The 19,711-nt window shown below is 36.2% G+C and carries 17 protein-coding genes and 2 pseudogenes; 1 reads left to right on the plus strand and 18 read right to left on the minus strand.

Annotation, left to right across the window (positions count from 1 at the left end; all coding sequences use genetic code 11):
* Positions 1-55: 55 nt before the first annotated feature.
* Entirely contained in the window at positions 56-754 is a 699-nt protein-coding gene (locus LZ578_RS07500; protein WP_235144568.1) for a PHP domain-containing protein, read from the minus strand.
* A gap of 158 nt (positions 755-912) precedes the next feature.
* On the opposite strand from LZ578_RS07500, the gene LZ578_RS07505 reads away from it, so the two are divergent.
* Positions 913-1,092: a YjzD family protein gene (locus LZ578_RS07505; protein ID WP_235144569.1), complete on the plus strand. Its 180-nt coding sequence runs from the start codon at positions 913-915 to the stop codon at positions 1,090-1,092.
* A gap of 73 nt (positions 1,093-1,165) precedes the next feature.
* Here the strand turns inward: LZ578_RS07505 and queA are convergent, their stop codons facing one another.
* The 17 genes and pseudogenes from queA to yfmF form a co-directional block, all read right to left on the minus strand.
* On the minus strand, positions 1,166-2,200 hold the full coding sequence (queA, locus tag LZ578_RS07510; RefSeq protein ID WP_311198615.1) for a tRNA preQ1(34) S-adenosylmethionine ribosyltransferase-isomerase QueA: 1,035 nt from the start codon (positions 2,198-2,200) through the stop codon (positions 1,166-1,168).
* A 29-nt stretch (positions 2,201-2,229) separates the two neighbouring features.
* Positions 2,230-3,246 carry a Holliday junction branch migration DNA helicase RuvB gene (ruvB, locus tag LZ578_RS07515; protein WP_235144571.1) on the minus strand — a complete coding sequence of 339 codons (1,017 nt, stop codon included), beginning with the start codon at positions 3,244-3,246 and terminating at the stop codon, positions 2,230-2,232.
* 16 nt (positions 3,247-3,262) lie between these two features.
* Positions 3,263-3,877, minus strand: coding sequence for a Holliday junction branch migration protein RuvA (gene ruvA, locus LZ578_RS07520; RefSeq protein ID WP_235144572.1), 615 nt, complete (start codon positions 3,875-3,877; stop codon positions 3,263-3,265).
* Positions 3,878-4,023: 146 nt separating this feature from the next.
* A complete protein-coding gene (gene msrB, locus LZ578_RS07525) occupies positions 4,024-4,455 on the minus strand; it encodes a peptide-methionine (R)-S-oxide reductase MsrB (RefSeq protein ID WP_235144573.1) in 432 nt (143 codons plus the stop codon).
* A gap of 78 nt (positions 4,456-4,533) precedes the next feature.
* A pseudogene (gene mutL / locus LZ578_RS07530) lies at positions 4,534-6,449 on the minus strand (DNA mismatch repair endonuclease MutL).
* Positions 6,450-6,460: 11 nt separating this feature from the next.
* Positions 6,461-9,030 (minus strand): annotated as a pseudogene (gene mutS, locus LZ578_RS07535) (DNA mismatch repair protein MutS).
* 13 nt (positions 9,031-9,043) lie between these two features.
* Positions 9,044-9,286, minus strand: a complete 243-nt coding sequence (locus tag LZ578_RS07540; protein ID WP_235144574.1) for a YlbF family regulator — start codon at positions 9,284-9,286, stop codon at positions 9,044-9,046.
* Between the two features lie 11 nt (positions 9,287-9,297).
* Positions 9,298-9,420: a hypothetical protein gene (locus LZ578_RS12495; protein WP_255763825.1), complete on the minus strand. Its 123-nt coding sequence runs from the start codon at positions 9,418-9,420 to the stop codon at positions 9,298-9,300.
* Between the two features lie 7 nt (positions 9,421-9,427).
* The gene (locus tag LZ578_RS07545; RefSeq protein ID WP_235144575.1) at positions 9,428-10,228 is read right to left on the minus strand and encodes a TIGR00282 family metallophosphoesterase; all 801 of its coding nucleotides are present in this window, start codon (positions 10,226-10,228) and stop codon (positions 9,428-9,430) included.
* 148 nt (positions 10,229-10,376) lie between these two features.
* Complete coding sequence (gene rny / locus LZ578_RS07550) at positions 10,377-11,936, minus strand: ribonuclease Y (protein ID WP_235144576.1); 1,560 nt, start codon at positions 11,934-11,936, stop codon at positions 10,377-10,379.
* Positions 11,937-12,236: 300 nt separating this feature from the next.
* Complete coding sequence (recA, locus tag LZ578_RS07555) at positions 12,237-13,292, minus strand: recombinase RecA (RefSeq protein WP_235144577.1); 1,056 nt, start codon at positions 13,290-13,292, stop codon at positions 12,237-12,239.
* Between the two features lie 108 nt (positions 13,293-13,400).
* Complete coding sequence (locus LZ578_RS07560) at positions 13,401-14,642, minus strand: competence/damage-inducible protein A (protein WP_235144578.1); 1,242 nt, start codon at positions 14,640-14,642, stop codon at positions 13,401-13,403.
* Positions 14,643-14,794: 152 nt separating this feature from the next.
* Complete coding sequence (pgsA, locus tag LZ578_RS07565; RefSeq protein WP_235144579.1) at positions 14,795-15,373, minus strand: CDP-diacylglycerol--glycerol-3-phosphate 3-phosphatidyltransferase; 579 nt, start codon at positions 15,371-15,373, stop codon at positions 14,795-14,797.
* Between the two features lie 35 nt (positions 15,374-15,408).
* Positions 15,409-16,254 carry a RodZ family helix-turn-helix domain-containing protein gene (locus LZ578_RS07570; RefSeq protein ID WP_235146424.1) on the minus strand — a complete coding sequence of 282 codons (846 nt, stop codon included), beginning with the start codon at positions 16,252-16,254 and terminating at the stop codon, positions 15,409-15,411.
* 145 nt (positions 16,255-16,399) lie between these two features.
* The gene (ymfI, locus tag LZ578_RS07575; RefSeq protein WP_235144580.1) at positions 16,400-17,125 is read right to left on the minus strand and encodes an elongation factor P 5-aminopentanone reductase; all 726 of its coding nucleotides are present in this window, start codon (positions 17,123-17,125) and stop codon (positions 16,400-16,402) included.
* On the minus strand, positions 17,122-18,423 hold the full coding sequence (yfmH, locus tag LZ578_RS07580) for an EF-P 5-aminopentanol modification-associated protein YfmH (protein ID WP_235144581.1): 1,302 nt from the start codon (positions 18,421-18,423) through the stop codon (positions 17,122-17,124). The genes ymfI and yfmH overlap by 4 nt, the downstream gene beginning before the upstream one ends.
* Positions 18,416-19,684, minus strand: coding sequence for an EF-P 5-aminopentanol modification-associated protein YfmF (gene yfmF / locus LZ578_RS07585; protein ID WP_235144582.1), 1,269 nt, complete (start codon positions 19,682-19,684; stop codon positions 18,416-18,418). Before yfmF ends, yfmH begins: the two co-directional genes overlap by 8 nt.
* Positions 19,685-19,711 lie beyond the last annotated feature (27 nt).

The following is a 19,711-nucleotide window of genomic DNA, read 5'->3' on the forward strand; positions in this document are numbered from 1 at the left end:
GTTTCCTCTACTTCAGAAGACAAACCAAATTTCTGGAATTGTTCTTCTATCTCTTTCAAAGGAGGAAGGTAGTGCTCTCCTTTTTTTCTTCTTGTTCTGTATCGATTTGCTCACTGTTGCCAATGGCTTGTAAGACTCTACAACTAAATCGATCGTCTGGTTCTAGATATTGTACGTCATGCATTGCCGTTAAGGGAACCTCTACTACTGTTCCTAACCTTCTTAAAGAGTCGATAATCGGTTGCATCTTTTGATGAACTTGAACTCCTAAATAAAACTGTTCTTCTGAAAATATCTCTTTCCAGTGTCGAGTGATCGCTTCTGCCTCTTCCTGTTCTCCTGACAAAAGCAATCGTTCGATTTCGCCCTTCTCACCTGGAGTAATGGCTATAATATCTTCTAATCCGTCTTTTAAACCTGAAAGCAGCGCTTCATCATTTTTATCACTTGTATACAATGTGGAGAGTGCCATCAGTTTTTGGTAACCTCTATAATTTTTAGCAATCATTACGAGTGGAAATTTCTGATTTTTGTAAAAAACTCCGGGGATCTCTAATTGCAATCCGATAATTGGTTTAATTCCTTCTTGTAAACACAGCTTGTAAAAATCTACTTGTCCATGAAGGTAATTGTAGTCGGTCAATGCTATGGCTTGATAGCCTTTTTGTTTTGCATTCTGGACTAATTTTTCTAATTGTGTAGTGCTTTGGAGCAAAGAATAGACACTAATGGTCTGAAGATGTACAAATGACATCAATTTCCCTCCTTTTTATCTTTCTCTATTATATCTCACTTTCCACTGTACTTGTAGGTATAAACAAAGAAATAACAAGAGACAAAGAAATTAAATCGCTATCCCTTGAGTTATTCGTCATTCGTGTTAAAATTAAGGACGAGAAGAGGTGCGAGTAAATGAGATTTGTGGTAACTCTTGTATGGGGATTTATTCTGGGACATGTTGCTTTTTATATTGGTAGTGCTTTAGAAGGAAATGCATACAATTTTGTTCAAGCTTCTATTTTAGGAATCGTCCTAGCATTAGCCGTGTTCGTGTTAACCGGTTTATTTCCAAAAACAGAACAAAACGTTTGATTAAAATGAAATCAAATTTAGAAAAAGAAAGAGAGTGGAGAAAAATCTCCACTCTCTTTCTTTTTCTGTTTTTTTATTTAATAAACATAGCATCTCCAAAACTAAAGAAACGATATCTTTCTTCTACAGCATGAGCATAGGCTTGAAGAACATTTTCTCTTCCAGCAAAGGCACTCACTAGCATTACTAGTGTTGACTTTGGTAAATGGAAATTTGTTATGAAAGCATCCACGACTGTAAACGAATATCCTGGAGAAATAAAAATATTAGTCCAACCACTATCTGCTTTTATTTCTCCCTTAAATTTAGTTCCAATCGTTTCTAATGTTCGAATGGAAGTCGTTCCAACCGCAACTACTTTGCCACCATTGCCACGAATTCTTCTTAGTGTTTCTGCTGATTCTTCTGATAGGTGGTAAAATTCAGAATGCATTTCGTGTTCATCCACGTCGTCTACTGAAATAGGTCTGAATGTTCCTAAACCGACATGAAGGGTAAGGTAAACAATTTCTACACCTTTGTCTTCTGCTTGTTTTAAAAGATCTTGCGTAAAATGTAAGCCTGCAGTAGGTGCTGCCGCAGAACCATTTTCTTTTGCATAGACCGTTTGATATCGATCTGGATCGTGTAATCGTTCTTTGATATAAGGAGGAAGAGGCATCTCGCCTAGTTTTTCAAGAACTTCTAAAAAGATTCCTTCATATTCAAATTCTACAATTCTTCCACCATGGGATAATTCTTTTGTTACAACCGCCGTTAAATCTCCTTCACCAAACATAATCTTCGTGCCTACTTTTGCTCGTTTGGCTGGTTTGATTAAGGTTTCCCACTGGTCTTTCTCTTGATTATTTAATAAAAGAACTTCCAAGTGACCACCCGTTTCCGGTTTTACTCCATGCAAACGCGCGGGTAATACACGGGTATTATTTAAAACTAAAGCATCACCGGAATCTAATTCCTCTAAAACAGCTGGGAAATGTTCATCTTGCACTTTTCCTGTTTCAGAGTTCAAGATTAAAAGTTTGGATGCTGCCCTATTTTCTAAAGGGGTCTGGGCTATTAATTCTTCTGGAAGTTCAAAATCAAAATCACTTGTTTTCACTACGATTCCTCAATTCTAGTTATGGGTTTATTCTATTATTTATTTTTTGGTTGATATTCAATTCCTAGATGTTCATAGGCTATATGAGTAACGACTCTTCCTCGCTGGGTTCTTTGTAAAAAACCGATTTGTAAGAGGTACGGCTCATACATATCCTCAATGGTTTCGGTATCTTCACCAATACTAGCTGCAATTGCTGACAACCCTACTGGTCCCCCACCATAAAAATCAATCATCGTTGATAAAATCCGACGATCAATCTCATCCAATCCCTTTTGATCTACTCGAAGAACAGATAGGGCTTGATTTGCTAACGGACTGGTAATTCCACCATCTCCATATATTTGGGCAAAATCACGAACTCTGCGCAGTAATCTATTCGCAATCCGAGGTGTTCCTCGCGATCTTCTGGCAATTTCTAATGCTCCGTCTTGCTCAATATTTGTTTGAAGGACGCCAGAGGAACGCTCCACAATATTTTTCAAATCAGGAACGTTGTAATATTCCATACGAGAAACAATCCCAAATCGTGCTCGTAACGGAGAAGATAGACTACCTGCTTTTGTTGTGGCTCCAATCAAAGTGAATGGCGGTAAGGTGAAATGTACTGGACGTGCTGTTGCATCTTGTCCAATAATAATATCCACATAGTAGTCTTCCATCGCAGAGTATAAAACTTCTTCGACCACACGGGGCAATCGATGGATCTCATCAATAAATAATACATCTCCTGCACTCAGCTCATTTAGTAAAACCATTAGATCGCCTGGTTTTTCAATAGCAGGTCCACTAGTCGTATGAATATCAACATCCATTTCATTGGCAATAATTCTCGCTAACGTAGTTTTTCCAAGTCCTGGTGGCCCGTATAAAAGTACATGATCAAGCGATTCTTTTCTATAAGTAGCTGCTTGAATATATATATTTAGTTCTTCTACAACTTTATCTTGACCTACATATTGCTTAAGACTTTGAGGTCGAAGGGTTTCTTCTACGCCATCTTCACTTCCATCTTCCAATTCAGCAGATAAAATACGATCCTCTTCATCCATTCTATTTCACCTCTACTTATTTCTTTAACAAAAGCTTGAACGCTGCTCGAAGTACTTCTTCTGTACTTGCATACGTCTCCTTATTTAATTTTGGTACAATTTTATCAATTTCTTTAACAGAATAGCCTAAACCTTTCAAAGCTTCCTCGGCTTCTTTCACAAAAGAAGAGGTGTTTCCAGTACTGGTTTCTTCTGTATCTAATGCGAAATTCTTATCTTCTGGATTCAATAGTTCATTTAATTTGCCTTTTAAATCTAAAATAATTTGAGATGCGGTCTTTTTACCCACACCAGGAAATTTGGTTAGATATTTTACGTCTTCCCCTTCAATGGCACCAACTAACCCTGCATGGTCTCCGTTTGCTAAAATAGATAACCCACTTTTCGGTCCAATTCCAGAAACACTAATCAATTTAAGGTATAGTTGTTTTTCTGCTGCATCTTTGAATCCATAAAGAGTAATATTATCATCTCTCACAGCCTGATGGATATATACTTTTACTTCTTCATCAAGAACAGAAGAAAAACGGAAAGGATTTGCAATATAAATCTGATATCCAATTCCTTGTATATCTAAAACCACGTAGAGAGGACCGACGTATACTAATTTCCCTGTCATATATTCATACACGTTTGCTTTTCCTCCTTGCTTTCCAGATTTTCTTTATTAAAAGTCAGTTTTCCTGTCTTCCATATTACCATAGAGTAACCAATAAGACAGTGTCTTTAACAAATAAAAAGAGGCCGTAGCCTCTTTTTATTCAAACATTTTTAATTTTAGTTTTCAAAAAGGGATTGGTAATCACCGTAGCCTTCTTTTTCCAAATCTTGATAAGGAACAAAGCGCATTGCTGCTGAATTAATACAGTAGCGTAACCCACCCATTTCTGCTGGACCATCATCAAATACATGGCCTAGATGTGAATCTGCATCCGTACTTCTTACTTCTGTTCTGGTACGGAACAACTTGCTATCTTTCTTTTCGGTTAATTTTGAAATAGGTTTAGAGAAGGAAGGCCAGCCACAACCTGCATCGTATTTATCAGTTGAACTAAAGAGTGGTTCTCCACTTACTACATCTACAAAAATTCCTTCTTCATAGAAATCATCATATTCACCTGAGAAAGGACGTTCCGTTGCTTCATTTTGCGTAACATCATATTGTATGGGGGTCAATTTTGTTTTCAATTCTTCTTTTGATTCTTTCATTCTTTTCCACTCCTTGCTTTTTTATCTAGTTCTATTTTAACTTATTTTAGCAAGATGCAATAATAAAACAACTTACTATTAGTGTGAATCTTGAATTCGCTTAAACATTTTCTCCATATCATTGTTAGCAAAATGGATTAAGACAGGTCTTCCATGCGGACAATTATATGGATTTTTTGTGTTTGCTAAGTCTGTTAAAAGCTGTCTTGCTTCTGCATCATTTATATAATGATTAGCTTTGATGGATCGTTTACAACTCATCATAATCGCAGCAGCTTCTCTTAGTTTTTTTAAGGAGATATTTTTTTCTTTCAATAGCATTTGAAGGATATCATTTAAAATTTCCTCTTCTTGCCCGGAAGTGAACCATACAGGATGATTGTCTAAAAGAAAAGTTTGCTTTCCAAACGATTCTAAAAATATCCCAATCTCTTCTAACTTTTCACGATTTTCATTGATTTCCATATACTCATCTAATGGCAATTCTACGGTAATCGGAACAAGAAGACCTTGGCTATCCGTGGAGACATTTGCTATTTCATCTCGATAATATTCATACTTAATCCGTTCCTGAGCTGCATGCTGATCAATGATGTATAAGCCATTCTCATTTTGAGCAAACAGATAGGTTCCATGCATTTGACCGAAATAATATAATTGTGGAAACGTCTTTTCAGTAACTGTTTCCTTTTCTATTTTTTGGACAGTTGTAAGAATAGGCTCATCATGTTCAGCAGGTGTAGAAAAGATTGTTTCAGATTCTTGTGGTACTTCTTCTTTTGAAAAGTCGGTTGATTGATTTTTGATTCCAGCAGGTTCCTCCTGAAGGAAAGTCCCACTTAAATCATTTTCATCCAATGAAATTTTTTCTTGATACTCTTCTCGATCGGGAGTGGTCGCAGAAGGGAATGATTCATTTTCTAGTTCTACTTGCAACTGTTTGCTGGGAGTAACCGGAGTACCCTCTTGTCTGTTAAAACGTACATTATCAAAACCACTTGGGATAAACGTTACGTTGCTCATCGCTTTTTGAATTCCTTCGATAATGAGTGCACTCAATTCTTTTTCTTTACTAATGCGCACCTCTCTTTTCGAAGGATGTACGTTTACATCTAATAACAAGGCATCTGTTTCTACATTGATAATGGCAATTGGATACCTGCCCACCATTAAGCGGGAACCATACCCATCAATAATCGCTCTTTGTAAATTGTAGTTTCGGATATAGCGTCCATTCAAAATCACCGTTAGATAATTTTTACTAGCACGAGTTACTTCTGGCATACTAACGAGCCCTGTTATTTGAAAGTCTAAATCTTCTGCCTCAATGGCTAACATTTTTCTGGCTGTCTTCGTTCCATAAACTCCCGCAACCGCTTGTTGTAAGTCGCCATTGCCACTGGTTCGCAGCAGTTGATTGCCATCATGAACCAGTCGAAATGCAATTCCAGGATGACTCAAAGAAATACGATTGATAATATCAGTAATACTGGATAGTTCTGTTTGTAATGTTTTTACGTATTTTAAACGAGCAGGAGTATTAAAAAAAGATTCTCTACAGTAATGGTAGTTCCTTTTCTCGTTCCAAAAGGTTTCTCGTCCTCTATGGTTCCTCCCATCATTACTACATACTTTCCAGGGAGATCTTTGGTCGCTGTTTCTATAGTAACTTTAGAAACAGATGCGATACTCGGGAGTGCCTCTCCTCTAAAACCTAAGGAGTGAATTCGGAAAAGGTCTTCCCGTGTATAAATCTTACTAGTCGCATGGCGTTCAAAAGCAAGATGTACTTCATCCGGATGAATACCATCTCCATTGTCAGTTACTTTAATCTTTTTTAAGCCGGCTTCTTCCACGAATATTTCAATTTGAGTACTATTCGCATCAATTGAATTCTCTATTAACTCTTTCACAACCGAAGCAGGTCGCTCAATTACTTCCCCGGCTGCAATTTGATTGGTTAAATGTTCAGATAACGCTCGAATCGTCCTCATTTTCTTCACCTTCATTCTTCTGAGGAAAGTAGTTGTTTCCAATTATGAACTGCATTCATTAATTCTAAAGGAGTCGATTGCTCTAAAATGAGTTGTTTCATTTCTTTCAATACTTGTTTTTCATTCATTCCGATTTCTGGTTCATTAAAAAGAGCAAGTTGTTGTGTTTCTTCCAATTGATGAACCGTTTTTTTCTTCTCGCCTTTTTCAAGCTCTTGTAAAATAACTTTGGCTTCCTTAATTAAAGTAGCAGGCATTCCAGCTAATTTAGCGACATGCAATCCATAACTCTTGTCAGCAGGGCCATTCATGATTTTATGTAGGAAAACAAGTTCTCCATTTTTTTCAATTGCACCAACATGGACATTTCGTAGTCTTTCTAATTCTTTATCCAAAATAGTTAGCTCATGATAGTGTGTTGAAAAAAGCACAGTTCCTTTTTTATTTTCATGAAGATGACGAAGAATGGCTTCTGCTAATGCCATCCCATCAAACGTTGCTGTTCCTCTTCCAATTTCATCGAAAAGAATCAAACTGCGTTCTGTTGCAAATCGAAGAGCTTGGTTTGTCTCAACCATTTCCACCATGAAGGTACTTTGTCCAGAATATAGATCATCGGCTGCACCAATTCGTGTAAAAATTTGATCAAAGATAGGCAATTCTGCTTCTTCAGCTGGCACGTAGCATCCCATTTGCGCCAGAATAACAATTAAGGCTATCTGACGCATATAGGTACTCTTTCCTGACATATTGGGTCCTGTAATCAACAACATGGATGTATCCTCATCCATTTGCAACCCATTGGATATATACTTTTCTTTTCCTAGTACATCTTCTACAACGGGATGCCGTCCTTCTACTATTTTAATGGTTTTCGAGTGATTGGTTACAACGGGACGTACATAATGATACGTTTCACTCACTTCGGCAAAGCTCTGCAGCACATCAATTTCAGATATGTGCTTGGCTACTAATTGTAACTGACTACTGTATTTTTTTATTTTTTCTCTAATAGCAATAAACAGTTCGTATTCCAAAGCAGAAGATTTTTCTTCTGCATCCAAGATGATGCTTTCTTTTTCCTTCAACTCTGGCGTAATAAATCGTTCTGCATTTGTTAAGGTTTGCTTGCGATCGTATAAACCTTCTGGTAGATTTCGTACATTCGCTTTAGAAACCTCTATGTAATAACCAAAGACACGATTGTATCCAATTTTGAGAGACTTGATCCCTGTTCTTTCTCGTTCTTGTTGTTGCAAAGCAGCAATCCACTTTTTCCCATTGCTCATTGCGTCTCGATATTGGTCTAACGTAGCATTAAATCCACTCTTAATGATATTCCCATCCTTAATTTGCAAGGGTGGGTCTTCTACAATGGATGTAGCAATCAATGCCGCTAATTCAGGCATTTCTTTAATATTTTCCAACGTATCATTCCAAGCAGGATGATCGATCATTTCAATAGCAGCAGAAAGTACTGGGAGTTGTTCCAGAGAAGTCTTTAGTTGAATTAAATCTCTTCCGTTTATACTTCCAAAAGATATCTTAGCCACCAAGCGTTCCAGGTCGTACACGGATGACAAGGCATCGATGATATCCATTCTTTCAAAATAATGATCTAAAAATGACTGAACTTTATCTTGTCGTTCCACAATTTCAGTTTGATTAATAAGTGGTTTTTCTAACCATTGCTTTAATTTTCTGCCACCCATCGCTGTCTTCGTCTTATCTAATAACCATAAAAGACTTCCTACTTTTTGATGATCGCGCAAAGATGCTGTTAATTCAAGATTCCGGCGGGCATAGGTATCCATTTTGAGAGATTGATTGGATTCGTAGCGAACCGCCTTTTGGATATGCGGGAGACTCTGCATCTGAGTATGAGAAATATAATCCAATAACAAAGAAAGAACATCCCGATTACTTTCTTCATCAATTTCTGATAGGATTTCTGCAAAATCAGTTTGCTCTTTTTTCTTTTTTGGAAAGAAAGAATGGCTCCAGTTCGTTCTGCTAATTGGTTTGCAACAGGAAGAGTTTGGCCTTCTGTCAGTACAATTTCTTTCGATTGAAGAGACTGGACTTCATTCAATACAGACTCCTCGTTATCAAGGATGGTTACCCGTAATTCTCCCGTACCAATATCAGCATAGGCTAAGGGAAAACGACCATTTTTTTGAGTGATTGCTACAAGATAATTATTACTCTTCTTTTCACTTCCCTTTTCATCCAAGTAGGTTCCTGGAGTCAACACTCGAACGACTTCTCTTTTTACCATTCCTTTAGTGAGTTTTGGGTCTTCCATTTGTTCGCAAATTGCTACTTTATATCCACCGTTTACAAGCGTTCGAATATAATCTGCTGCTGCATGATGAGGGACTCCACACATTGGGATTGGATCATCCGCATTTTTATTCCTACTTGTCAAAGTGATTTCAAGCAGTTTTGCAGCAGCTAAAGCATCTTCATTAAATAACTCATAAAAGTCACCTAACCGATAAAATAGGAATGAATCTGGATACTGCTTCTTAATATTTAAATACTGTTCCATCATTGGAGTGTTTTTTGTTTTTTGTGGCATCTTTCCACCTCCTTCAGCTATTCTTTTCTCGCTCTACAACAGCATCCTGAATTTGTTCAAAAAGCATTTGAACAAGTTCATTAGCTTCCCATAGAGATTCTTTGTAAGCTTGTACTGAAATATTTTCATCTAGTAATTCATTGAGAGTAGTTAGTTGTTTTAATGTTTTTTGATAGGCCATTGGTTTTTCAAAATATTCAAAATGAACTAATTCCTTTTGTTTCTCTTTAATTTGTTCAATTACATTATGAATCATTTCATTTTTTTCTATTTGTTCTTCAATTTTTCGATAACGGGCAATTTCTTCTTTTTTTGCAGCAATTCAATCAGAACATCTACCTCTTGATCCACTGTTTCTTCTATTTTTATTTCATTTACTTTGCTATTCATCTATTGGTCACTCCCGTAAAGGACGTTCGTCATTGACAACAATATTTTCAATTCGTTTTGCTTTTCCTGTTTTATCATCAATTTCAATAAAGCAACCCGACAGGATTTTTCTTCCTTCTTCAGGAACTTCATGACGTACCGGTAATTGGGTTAAGAATTTTTGGATGATAATCGATCGTTCTACTCCTAGAATACTATCATAAGCCCCTGTCATACCAGCATCAGTTAAGTATGCCGTTCCTTGAGGGAGAATTCTTGCGTCATTCGTTTGCACATGGGTATGTGTTCCAACCATTGCCGAAACTTTCCCATCCAAATACCAGCCCATTGCTTGTTTTTCACTCGTTGCTTCTGCATGGAAATCAACAAATATATTTGATGTTTCTTTAGATAATGTAGCAAGTAAACGGTCCATGGTTCGAAAAGGATCGTCTAAGGCATTTAGAAAAACTCTTCCTTGGATATTAATAATCGCCAATCTACTTTGGTTGACTTTAACAATTTTATAACCAATCCCTGGTGTGCCTTCAGGAAAGTTTTCTGGTCTGATAATTTTAGCCTGCTCATCATCGATAAATTCATAAATATCACGATTATCCCATGTGTGATTTCCCATGGTAATAAGATCAACACCTAATTGGAGAATCCCTTTGTACATTTTTTCAGTAATTCCTCTACCACCTGCAGCATTCTCACCATTCACAATGGTAACTTGTGGTCGATACTTTCTTTTTAACCCTGGTAACGTTTCTTCTAGCATTTTTATGCCGATAGAACCAACGACATCCCCAACAAACAAAATTTTCATATTTATTTCCTCTTCTCTTCCCAATCATTCATTCCTTTATCTTATCAATAATTCCCTTCTTTGCATAGAAGGGACTACGAATGATTTTCAAATAAAGTAGACGTAAAAACATACAATAAAAAAAAGACGGGGCAAATGCCCCATCTTGTTATTTCGCATATTCTATTGCTCTTATTTCGCGTATAACCGTAACCTTGATGTGTCCCGGATAGTCTAATTCTTCTTCGATTTTCTTTCTGATTTCACGTGACATCAGGACAGCAAGTGAATCATCGACTTGCTCTGGTTTTACCATAACCCTGATTTCTCGGCCAGCTTGGATTGCAAAACTGCTCGCAACACCTTCAAATTCATTTGCAATTCCTTCTAATTTTTCCAGTCTACGAATATAATTTTCTAGAGATTCGCTTCTTGCTCCTGGACGCGCAGCGGATAAAGCATCTGCTGCAGCAACTAAAACAGAAATAACATTTGTTGCTTCTACATCACCATGATGGGATGCGATTGCATTAATGACAACAGCATTCTCTTTATATCGTTGAGCAATTTCTGCACCAATTTCTACGTGCGATCCCTCAATTTCATGATCAAGAGCTTTACCAATGTCATGTAGAAGGCCTGCTCTTTTAGCAAGAGTAATGTCTTCGCCCAATTCTCCAGCCATAACCCCTGCCAGTTTAGCAACTTCAATACTATGGTTTAGTACATTTTGTCCATAACTTGTACGGAAATGCATGCGACCTAATATTTTGATTAAGTCAGGATGAATAGAGTGGATTCCTACCTCAAAGGTAGCTTGTTCCCCAATTTCTCTAATTCGTTCATCCATTTCTTTGCGAGCTTTATCAACCGCTTCTTCAATTCTTGCTGGGTGAATCCGTCCATCTTGAATTAATTTTTCTAGAGCCATTCGAGCAACTTCACGTCGAATAGGATCAAAACCACTAAGTACAACTGCCTCTGGTGTGTCATCGATAATTAAATCAATTCCTGTTAAAGTTTCCAAAGTGCGAATATTACGTCCTTCTCTTCCGATGATTCGGCCTTTCATATCATCGTTTGGTAAGGTAACAACGGAAACAGTAGCTTCTGATACTAAGTCTGCAGCACTTCTTTGAATGGCTTGCAGAATAACATTTTTAGCGCGACGTTCTGATTCATCTTTAGCCGCTCTCTCAGAATCTTTTACCATTACCGCACGTTCATGCGTTAATTGGCTCTCCGTTTCGTCCATAATGATTCCTTTTGCTTCTTCTCTTGTTAAGGTTGCAACACGTTCCAATTCTTTCTGTTGTTCTTCTATAATGGATTGGATTCGTTCCTCTTCTGTGACTAAAGATTGCGTCCTCTTTTGAAGATTTTCCTCTTTTTGCTCAATGGTCTTTTCACGTTTAGATAATGTATTATCTTTACGATCTAAATTTTCCTCTTTTTGGATTATTCGGTTTTCTTGTTTAAGAACCTCGTTTCGTCTCTCACGAACTTCATCTTCGATTTGAGATCGATAATTGTGGCTCTCTTCCCTTGATTCCAACAACATCTCTTTTTTTAGTGTTTCTGCATCTTTCTTTGCATCTTCTAAAATAAGATCAGCTGTATTCCTTGCGCTAACTAGTTCTTTTTCATGATTCGATTTCCGATAATAGTATCCGATAATGACACCAATAATTAAAGCTATGACAGCGAAGGCTAAGTAAATAAAGTCCATTGTTTCACCTCCGTATCTATTTAATTTGGTCGTTAAAAATTTTAAAAAAATATATTTTTGTATGTATGTGTAGATATGGGACTTACACATAGTTCAATTTTAAACTTAACCGCGTACACTGTCAATCAAATATTGTAATATCTAAGATAAAACACTCTTATAGCCCTGATTTTCTCTTAAAAAACTAAAAGTAGGGAAAGGGCTGGAACCCTTGTCCCAGTCCTTTCCCTACTTCTTATCAATTTTTCAAACGTGGAATAAAGGAAATTCTTTTTTGTTCCGCGTTTTTGTACTAATCTTTTAACGGTTTTTTTCTTCTTCAACTTTTTCTGGTTGTTCCGTCTCTACAAATGGTTCACCTACACCATATTCAGCGCGAACTCGTTTCTCGATTTCATCTCGCATTTCTGGATTATCCAACAGATATTTTTTAGCGTTCTCTCTACCTTGACCAATACGTGTTTCTTTATAAGAGTACCATGCACCACTCTTGTTAATAATGTCTCGGTCAGAACCCATATCTACGAGTTCTCCAACTTGTGAAATACCCAATCCGTACATAATATCTACTTCCGCAACCTTAAACGGAGGAGCTACTTTATTTTTTACTACTTTTATTTTTGTGCGATTTCCCATTACGTCCGTGCCTGATTTGATTTGTTCTGCTCTACGTACTTCTAATCGTACCGTTGAATAGAATTTCAATGCACGTCCACCTGGTGTTGTTTCTGGATTTCCAAACATTACACCAATTTTTTCTCTGACTTGGTTAATGAAGACAGCGGTAGTCTTTGTTTTATTAATAGAACCAGATAATTTACGCAAAGCTTGGGACATTAATCGTGCTTGTAGTCCCATATGGGAATCTCCCATTTCTCCTTCAATTTCAGCACGAGGAACGAGCGCTGCTACTGAGTCAATGACTACAATATCAATTGCACCTGAAGAAATTAAAGCATCCGCGATTTCCAAAGCTTGTTCTCCTGTATCTGGTTGAGAAAGTAACATTTCATCAATATCTACACCAATTGCAGCCGCATATTTAGGGTCTAAAGCATGCTCCGCATCAATAAATGCAGCAATTCCACCATTTTTTTGTGCTTCAGCAATTGCATGAAGTGCTACAGTTGTTTTTCCTGATGATTCTGGTCCGTATACTTCAATAATTCTTCCTCTTGGATATCCGCCTACTCCTAGAGCAACATCCAAAGCAAGAGATCCACTTGGTACTGTTTTTATTTGGGTATCAACTTTTTCTCCCATTTTCATGACAGAACCTTTACCGTAATTCCGTTCAATCTTCTTTAAAGCTTCATCTAATGCCTTTTGTCTATTATCTTTATCATTATTTGCCATTTATATAGCCCTCCATAAAGGTTACTTTCAATTCGTCTTTGCTATTATATTTTAGCCTTTATCTAATATAATAGCAAGCGAAAAGCGAACATCCGTTCACTTTTTTTATTATTGAAGAGTTTTTCGTAATAAATCCAGACCTTGCATTACACTTTGTCTTCGATTTCCTTCTCGTGTTCTCATAAATCGATATTTTTTAGCAAATGATTTTTTGTTTTTTTGACTGATTCCAATCCAGACTGTACCGGGTGGATTCCCTTCCAAGGAATCTGGACCTGCTACACCGGTAAAAGAAATAGCAATGTCAGAATGAAATATTTCCAAACAACGTTCTGCCATGGAGATAGCACATTCTTCACTAACCATTCCTTTTTCTTTTAAGATAGACTCTGGCACACCTAAGACTTCTTGTTTTACTTTTTCTGCATAAGCGACCATTCCTCCAAGGAATACCTCACTACTTTTAGGTACACTTACTAACTGAGACTGAAATAATCCAGCTGTTAAACTTTCAGCGGCACTCAATACTATGTTTTTTTCTCTTAACAGATCTGATACTACCTGCTCTAAAGAAGTATCCTCGCCTTCTCCATAAATATATTCTCCCACTTCATCCATCACTTGTTGTGACGTTTTTTCAATTAATTTAGAACAGGTTTCTTGATCTGGACCACTTGCAGTAATTCGCAAAGAAACTTCCAATTCCCCTGCGTAAGGTGCTATCGTAGGATTGGTCTGATGGTCGATGAGCGATTGTAACTTATTGACTAGTGTCGATTCACCTATTCCAAAAAAACGTAGCGTTTTAGAAACAATAAACTGTCTTTCACCAGTGAGTAATGTTTTTAAATAGGGAGTAACTTCTGAATGAAACATTTTTTTCAATTCATGTGGAGGTCCTGGGAGTAAAAGATAAGACGTTCCATTTTTTTTGATAAAAGATCCAATTGCCATCCCATTGATATTTTTAAACATTCTTCCATTCTGGAAATAAAGAGCCTGTTTTTTATTATTACTTGTCATTTCTCTGTTTGATCCACTAAACCAAAGACGAATACGCTCCATTGCACCCGCTTCGATCATTAAAGGTTCATCAAGATGTTCTGAAAGTGTTTGTTTGGTGATATCATCTTGCGTTGGCCCTAATCCGCCAATCAATATTAATAAGTCACTCCTTTCTTCTGCAATTTCAATCGTTTTTTTCATTTTTTCTTGGTTATCTCCAACTACTGATTGGTGGTACGTATTGATTCCAAGATCAGATAATTCTTTCGCTACAAAAGAAGCATCTGTATTAACAATCTGACCTAGTAATAGCTCTGTTCCCACTGAAATAATTTCTGCAATCACTCCAAACACTCCCTTTATATAGTCCGCTAAAAAAGCTTTTTTCAGTTAATCAAAATAAAAAAACAGCATCCTAACAAGATGTAAGAAACTAAATCAATCATCTTGTGTGTGCTGTTCCATTCAAACGAAAACAAATGACTCGATTCTATCCTTTAAATAGATCCTTTAAATATACTTTTATTTTTAACAAAGTAATCCACACCAGAATAAATGGTGAAGACGAGACAGATGTACAAAAGAATATCTGCTACAGGGACACCTGTATTTTGAAAGGGAAAGTTATTTAATAAAAGCAAGGTAATGGCGGACATTTGAGAAGCCGTTTTAATTTTACCAGGCCATGCCGCTGCCAAGACTTCTCCTTCTTTTACTAAGAGAAGTCGTAGACCTGTTATTGCTAATTCACGCGCAATAACGATACTCACGACCCAAGCTGGAGCTAGTCCTTTTTCTACCAATACAATAAATGCAGTAGCCACTAACATTTTATCAGCTAAAGGATCAGCAAATTTTCCGAAATTTGTAACTAACCCCTCTTTTCTAGCGATATATCCATCCAACCAATCTGTAAAACTTGCAACTACAAATACAATTGTTGCGACTAACTGGGAAATCATGATGGATGAGCCCAGCCATTCTACAGTTCCCCAATTAAAAGGAACGACTGCTAATATAAGAAAAAGAGGTATCATTACGATTCTTAATAAAGTAAGTTTGTTAGGTACGTTCACGTGTGTTTCTCCTATCCTGTTGTTTCATCATTTTTTTATTCAAACATAAAATAGAGATTTTGAGTTTGAATGATTTCTTGATTTTCTGGTTTAGGAACCATTAAATCGTCCCCAAATTTAATCGTAGTAGAAGGTAAATAACCAATTCGCACGGAGAGTGTTTCTAAATCAGCAGGAAGTTCTACCGTTTGAATCGTACTTGCTTCTAATGTTGCTTCAAAGACTACTTCATCATTTATCGTAATATTCATCCAAGACCTTCCTGAAGGATCTGTTTCTAATGTTAACGTAGAAGGCAGCTCCAACGATTGAATCCTATAATTTACTTCAAAATCAGTTTTCTCTTCAACAGAAATACTTGGCTTTTCATCTGAAATAGAACTACTTTCACTTGAAGAAGGAATTGAAGTAGTCATTTGTGATTGATTGGTATCAGAAGTAGTGGTAGTGAAATCAGGTTTCTCACTCATATAATAGAAATACCACCAAATCATTCCTACAATTAAAAAAATAAATAATACCATTAAAAATGTAGGAAGGCGATTAGGAGTCCGTATCTGGTAAGCAAATCTTTTTCGCTTTGAAATTTTTTTCATTTCTACCCTACTGAGAGTCCCCACATCTTCTTGATTTCCATTCGTTAGAGATTCAACAGAGTCATTCGATAAAATATGATCTACTTTCATATTTAAAACTTCAGCGTACTGACGAATAAGAGTCTTTGTAAAAAAATCACTGGGAAGATCTTCCAGTCTATTTTCTTCGATAGCAATCAAATAACGCTTTTGGATTTTAGTCAATTGTTGAACATCTTCGAGAGTATATCCCTTTTCAATTCGAGCTTGTTTTAACTTTTTTCCGAGTTGATTGATTTCATCCATTCGCTCCACCTGCCTTCTTCCTTTTCACAACAATTATACCATAACGAAAGGGGCATAGATAAAAACTGAGTGATGTCATTATCAAAAAGAAAAGGGCTCAAAGCAAGAGCTCTTCCCCACTTTTCCATTTGTCGGTACAGATGATTTACTTGAGCCAGCCACCGCTGACCGTTAAGATTTGTCCCGTCATATAGGCACTATCATCCTTTAAAATTTGTTCTACCCAAAAACTGATTTCTGAAGGTTTTCCCATTCTTCCCAACGGAATGTCTTCCATTAGGTCCCTACGTTCAGAGTCTGAAAAGTGTTGATTCATATGAGTGTCAATCGCACCTGGAGCTACAGCATTCACTGTAATCCCCCACGAGGCCACCTCTTTACTATAAGCTTTTACAAACGCTATTTGTGCTCCTTTTACAGTACTATAAAAGACTTCATTACTACTTCCCATTTCTCCATAAACAGAACTGATAAAGACAATTCGAGCTTGTCCACTCGTATGCAGTTTATGTTGCAATGCTTGTGTAATGAGCACCGGACTCTTTACATGGATTTTCCATAAAAGGTCCATTTTTTCTACCGTCATCGTTTCTAACAATCCATAATCCGTCATCCCATGTGCAAAAACAATAGCATTTAACGAATAGATATTATTTATAATCTGTTCTGTCGAATCATCTTGTTGTAAATCTACTTTAAGAGGGAAAAATTCTTGTTTTGGATACTGCTCATTAAACTCTTTCAGGATTTTATCGATGCGTGTCTGATTTGAAAAGTAATGAAGATAGAGAGACCACCCTTTTTTTGCTAAATCTCTAGCAATGTTGATTCCAATATCACCACTTGCTCCAGTAATTAAGGCAATTTTCATGAGTTTTTCTTCTTTTTAGGTCGGATGACAAACGCACTCATCAACTGCTCATTTAGATATTGTTCAGCAAATTGTTTGATATCCTCTAATAGTAAGGATTCAATATGCTTAATTCTATCAAACATTTCAATTCCATTAAACCGTAAATATCCGTATTGGTTAGCTACATACTCTAGAGAATTGAATGCTTGAAGTTGTTCTCCAATTAGGGCACGTTTTAGTAACTCAAAGTTTTCTTGATTCATTCCTGCATCCGTATTCCAATTCAATAAGATTCTCTTCCACTCATCTTGTAATGTTTCAGGATGATCTGTATCGGATTCCAAGGAAAGAAAATGGAAAGTTCGATCTGTGCTGAATGAATAGTTGAAACTGTCATCAACAAGTCCTTCATCATACAAATCAATATAATTTTCAGATCCTCTTCCGAATAACAATTCCATCAAGAGTGAGCCTTTTAGATAATATAAATCAGATTCTTTTCCTTCTGTTACAGGAGTCAATCCTTTCACTCCCATAGCTAGTTTTGGACGCTTTACATCCATTTCTATTTCGCTATATGCAGTGAACTCTGCCATATCCTCATGTGGAAGCAAACGTAAGATATGTTCTGCTTTCGGAAATAGTTTTTCATTTTGATTTTCACGAATAACTTCTATCATTTCATCTGGTTCAAAATTCCCTATTAACAATAGATTCATATTGTTTGGATGATAAAATGTATCATAACAAACTTGTAACAATTCCGGAGTGATTTCTTGAATACTATCTACCGTACCTGCTATATCAATAGAAATCGGGTGTTGCGGATACATATTTTTTAATAATCCATAAAATAACTGCCAATCTGGTTTATCTTCATACATATTAATTTCTTGAGCAATAATTCCTTTTTCTTTCTCGGTTCCTTCTTTTGTAAAATGAGGTTTTTGAACAAAATTTAATAAAGTTTCCACATTTTCTTTAACTTTACTAGTTGCTGAAAATAAATAACTAGTTCGTGTAAATGATGTAAAGGCATTAGCAGAAGCCCCCAACTGAGAAAATTCATCAAAAGCGTCTCTTTCTTCTCCCTCAAACAATTTATGTTCCAAGAAGTGAGCAATTCCATCTGGGATCAGAATGGATTCATCTGATTGGATTGGAACAAAATGATTATCGATAGAACCAAAATTTGTAGTCATAATTCCATATGTTTTAGAAAAATTGTTTTTAGGAATTAGTATTACTTGTAAGCCATTGGAAAGTGTCTCTGAAAAAACTACTTCACCTAGCTGTGGATAATCTAGTTTAAGCATCTACTTGTTCCCCTTTCAAAAAGAATGTCGCTTGTAATTTCATTTGATTTGCAACTTCAATTATTTCAGCTTTTGTAACACTTTGAAGAGATGAAATCCATTCTTCGTCTTTGATATCTCTACCCGTAGTCAAACGATTCATATATACTTTTGAAAGAGATGCAGATTGATGATCATCATTCTGCATAAATTGATTGATCAACATATCTTTTGTTTGAACAATTAATTCATCTATAAAGTCGCCCGCACGCATATCCTCCAACTGTTTCAGTACAATTTCTTCTACTTCTTGCTTTTTCGTTGATTCAATTCCTGTGTAAACAACCATCGTTCCTCTTAGAAAATCTATAAAGCTAGAGGTTGAATAGGCTAAACTTGCTTTTTCACGCACATTTTGAAAAAGTTTTGAATGTGGAAATCCACCAAAAAGCCCGTTGAAAACCATACTAGCAAAATATTCTTTTTCCATATAGTAGGCAGGTGAAGAAAAACCTAGCATCAAGGTAGCTTGGTTTACAACTGAAATTTCTTCTTTTTCATTTACTAGTTCTTTTGTAGTAGAGGAAACAAAGACTCCTTCTGTTTTTTTCTCACGTTCTTTTAATTGCAATTGTTCTAGTGAGTCCTTTACTCGATTAGAGTCCACATCTCCAGAAACAAGAATATCAATTTGGTTTTTCTCAATCATTTCTGTGTAATCAACAAATAATGATGCAGGAGTCATTTCATCTAAGAACTTTTCATCCCCCATACCCAAATAAGCTTGATCAGTTCCTTCAAAAAGCATTTCATTTAGCTTTACACTAGCGTATCTTGTTTTATTATCTTCTAATGATTGAAATTGATTTTTTAAATTTTGTTTTTCACGAGAAAAAGTGGAACTATGGAACTGACCATCTTCTATATTAGGAGAAAAAACAACTTCGTTAAGAAAAGCAAAAGCTTGTTCTAAAAGAGAGTCATCCCCACCAATAAATTTATCATTTACAATTTTTAAACTAACGGTAACAATATGCTGTTTGCCAATTCGTTGAGAATTAGAGCTTAAAGAGGCTCCATATAACCAGGACATTTGTTGATCCATTTCTTTTTGTGTAGAATGTTTTTTGGTGTTGGTTATTAAAACATTTCGTAATAACGTCCTTGCAGTAGCTTTTTTTGGATCATATAATGAACGGAATTTATACTCTATAATTACAGTTTTAAACTTTTCAGTAGGATTAATAAAGGCATTTACGCCTGTTGCTAATTTGACTTCCATTCTGTCACTTCCTTCTTTTGATATTTT

Source organism: Jeotgalibaca sp. MA1X17-3 (assembly GCF_021513155.1).
GTDB lineage: Bacteria > Bacillota > Bacilli > Lactobacillales > Aerococcaceae > Jeotgalibaca.

Bases quoted from the DNA above. Each gene is read 5' to 3' on its own strand.
- msrB (WP_235144573.1), bottom strand. From the start codon at position 4,455: ATGAAAGAATCAAAAGAAGAATTGAAAACAAAATTGACCCCCATACAA.
- LZ578_RS07500 (WP_235144568.1), bottom strand. From the start codon at position 754: ATGTCATTTGTACATCTTCAGACCATTAGTGTCTATTCTTTGCTCCAA.
- LZ578_RS07540 (WP_235144574.1), bottom strand. From the start codon at position 9,286: ATGATTCATAATGTAATTGAACAAATTAAAGAGAAACAAAAGGAATTA.
- ymfI (WP_235144580.1), bottom strand. From the start codon at position 17,125: ATGAAAATTGCCTTAATTACTGGAGCAAGTGGTGATATTGGAATCAAC.
- recA (WP_235144577.1), bottom strand. From the start codon at position 13,292: ATGGCAAATAATGATAAAGATAATAGACAAAAGGCATTAGATGAAGCT.
- yfmH (WP_235144581.1), bottom strand. From the start codon at position 18,423: ATGCTTAAACTAGATTATCCACAGCTAGGTGAAGTAGTTTTTTCAGAG.
- LZ578_RS07570 (WP_235146424.1), bottom strand. From the start codon at position 16,254: ATGGATGAAATCAATCAACTCGGAAAAAAGTTAAAACAAGCTCGAATT.
- rny (WP_235144576.1), bottom strand. From the start codon at position 11,936: ATGGACTTTATTTACTTAGCCTTCGCTGTCATAGCTTTAATTATTGGT.
- LZ578_RS07545 (WP_235144575.1), bottom strand. From the start codon at position 10,228: ATGAAAATTTTGTTTGTTGGGGATGTCGTTGGTTCTATCGGCATAAAA.
- LZ578_RS07505 (WP_235144569.1), top strand. From the start codon at position 913: ATGAGATTTGTGGTAACTCTTGTATGGGGATTTATTCTGGGACATGTT.
- LZ578_RS12495 (WP_255763825.1), bottom strand. From the start codon at position 9,420: ATGAATAGCAAAGTAAATGAAATAAAAATAGAAGAAACAGTGGATCAA.
- yfmF (WP_235144582.1), bottom strand. From the start codon at position 19,684: ATGGAAGTCAAATTAGCAACAGGCGTAAATGCCTTTATTAATCCTACT.
- ruvB (WP_235144571.1), bottom strand. From the start codon at position 3,246: ATGGATGAAGAGGATCGTATTTTATCTGCTGAATTGGAAGATGGAAGT.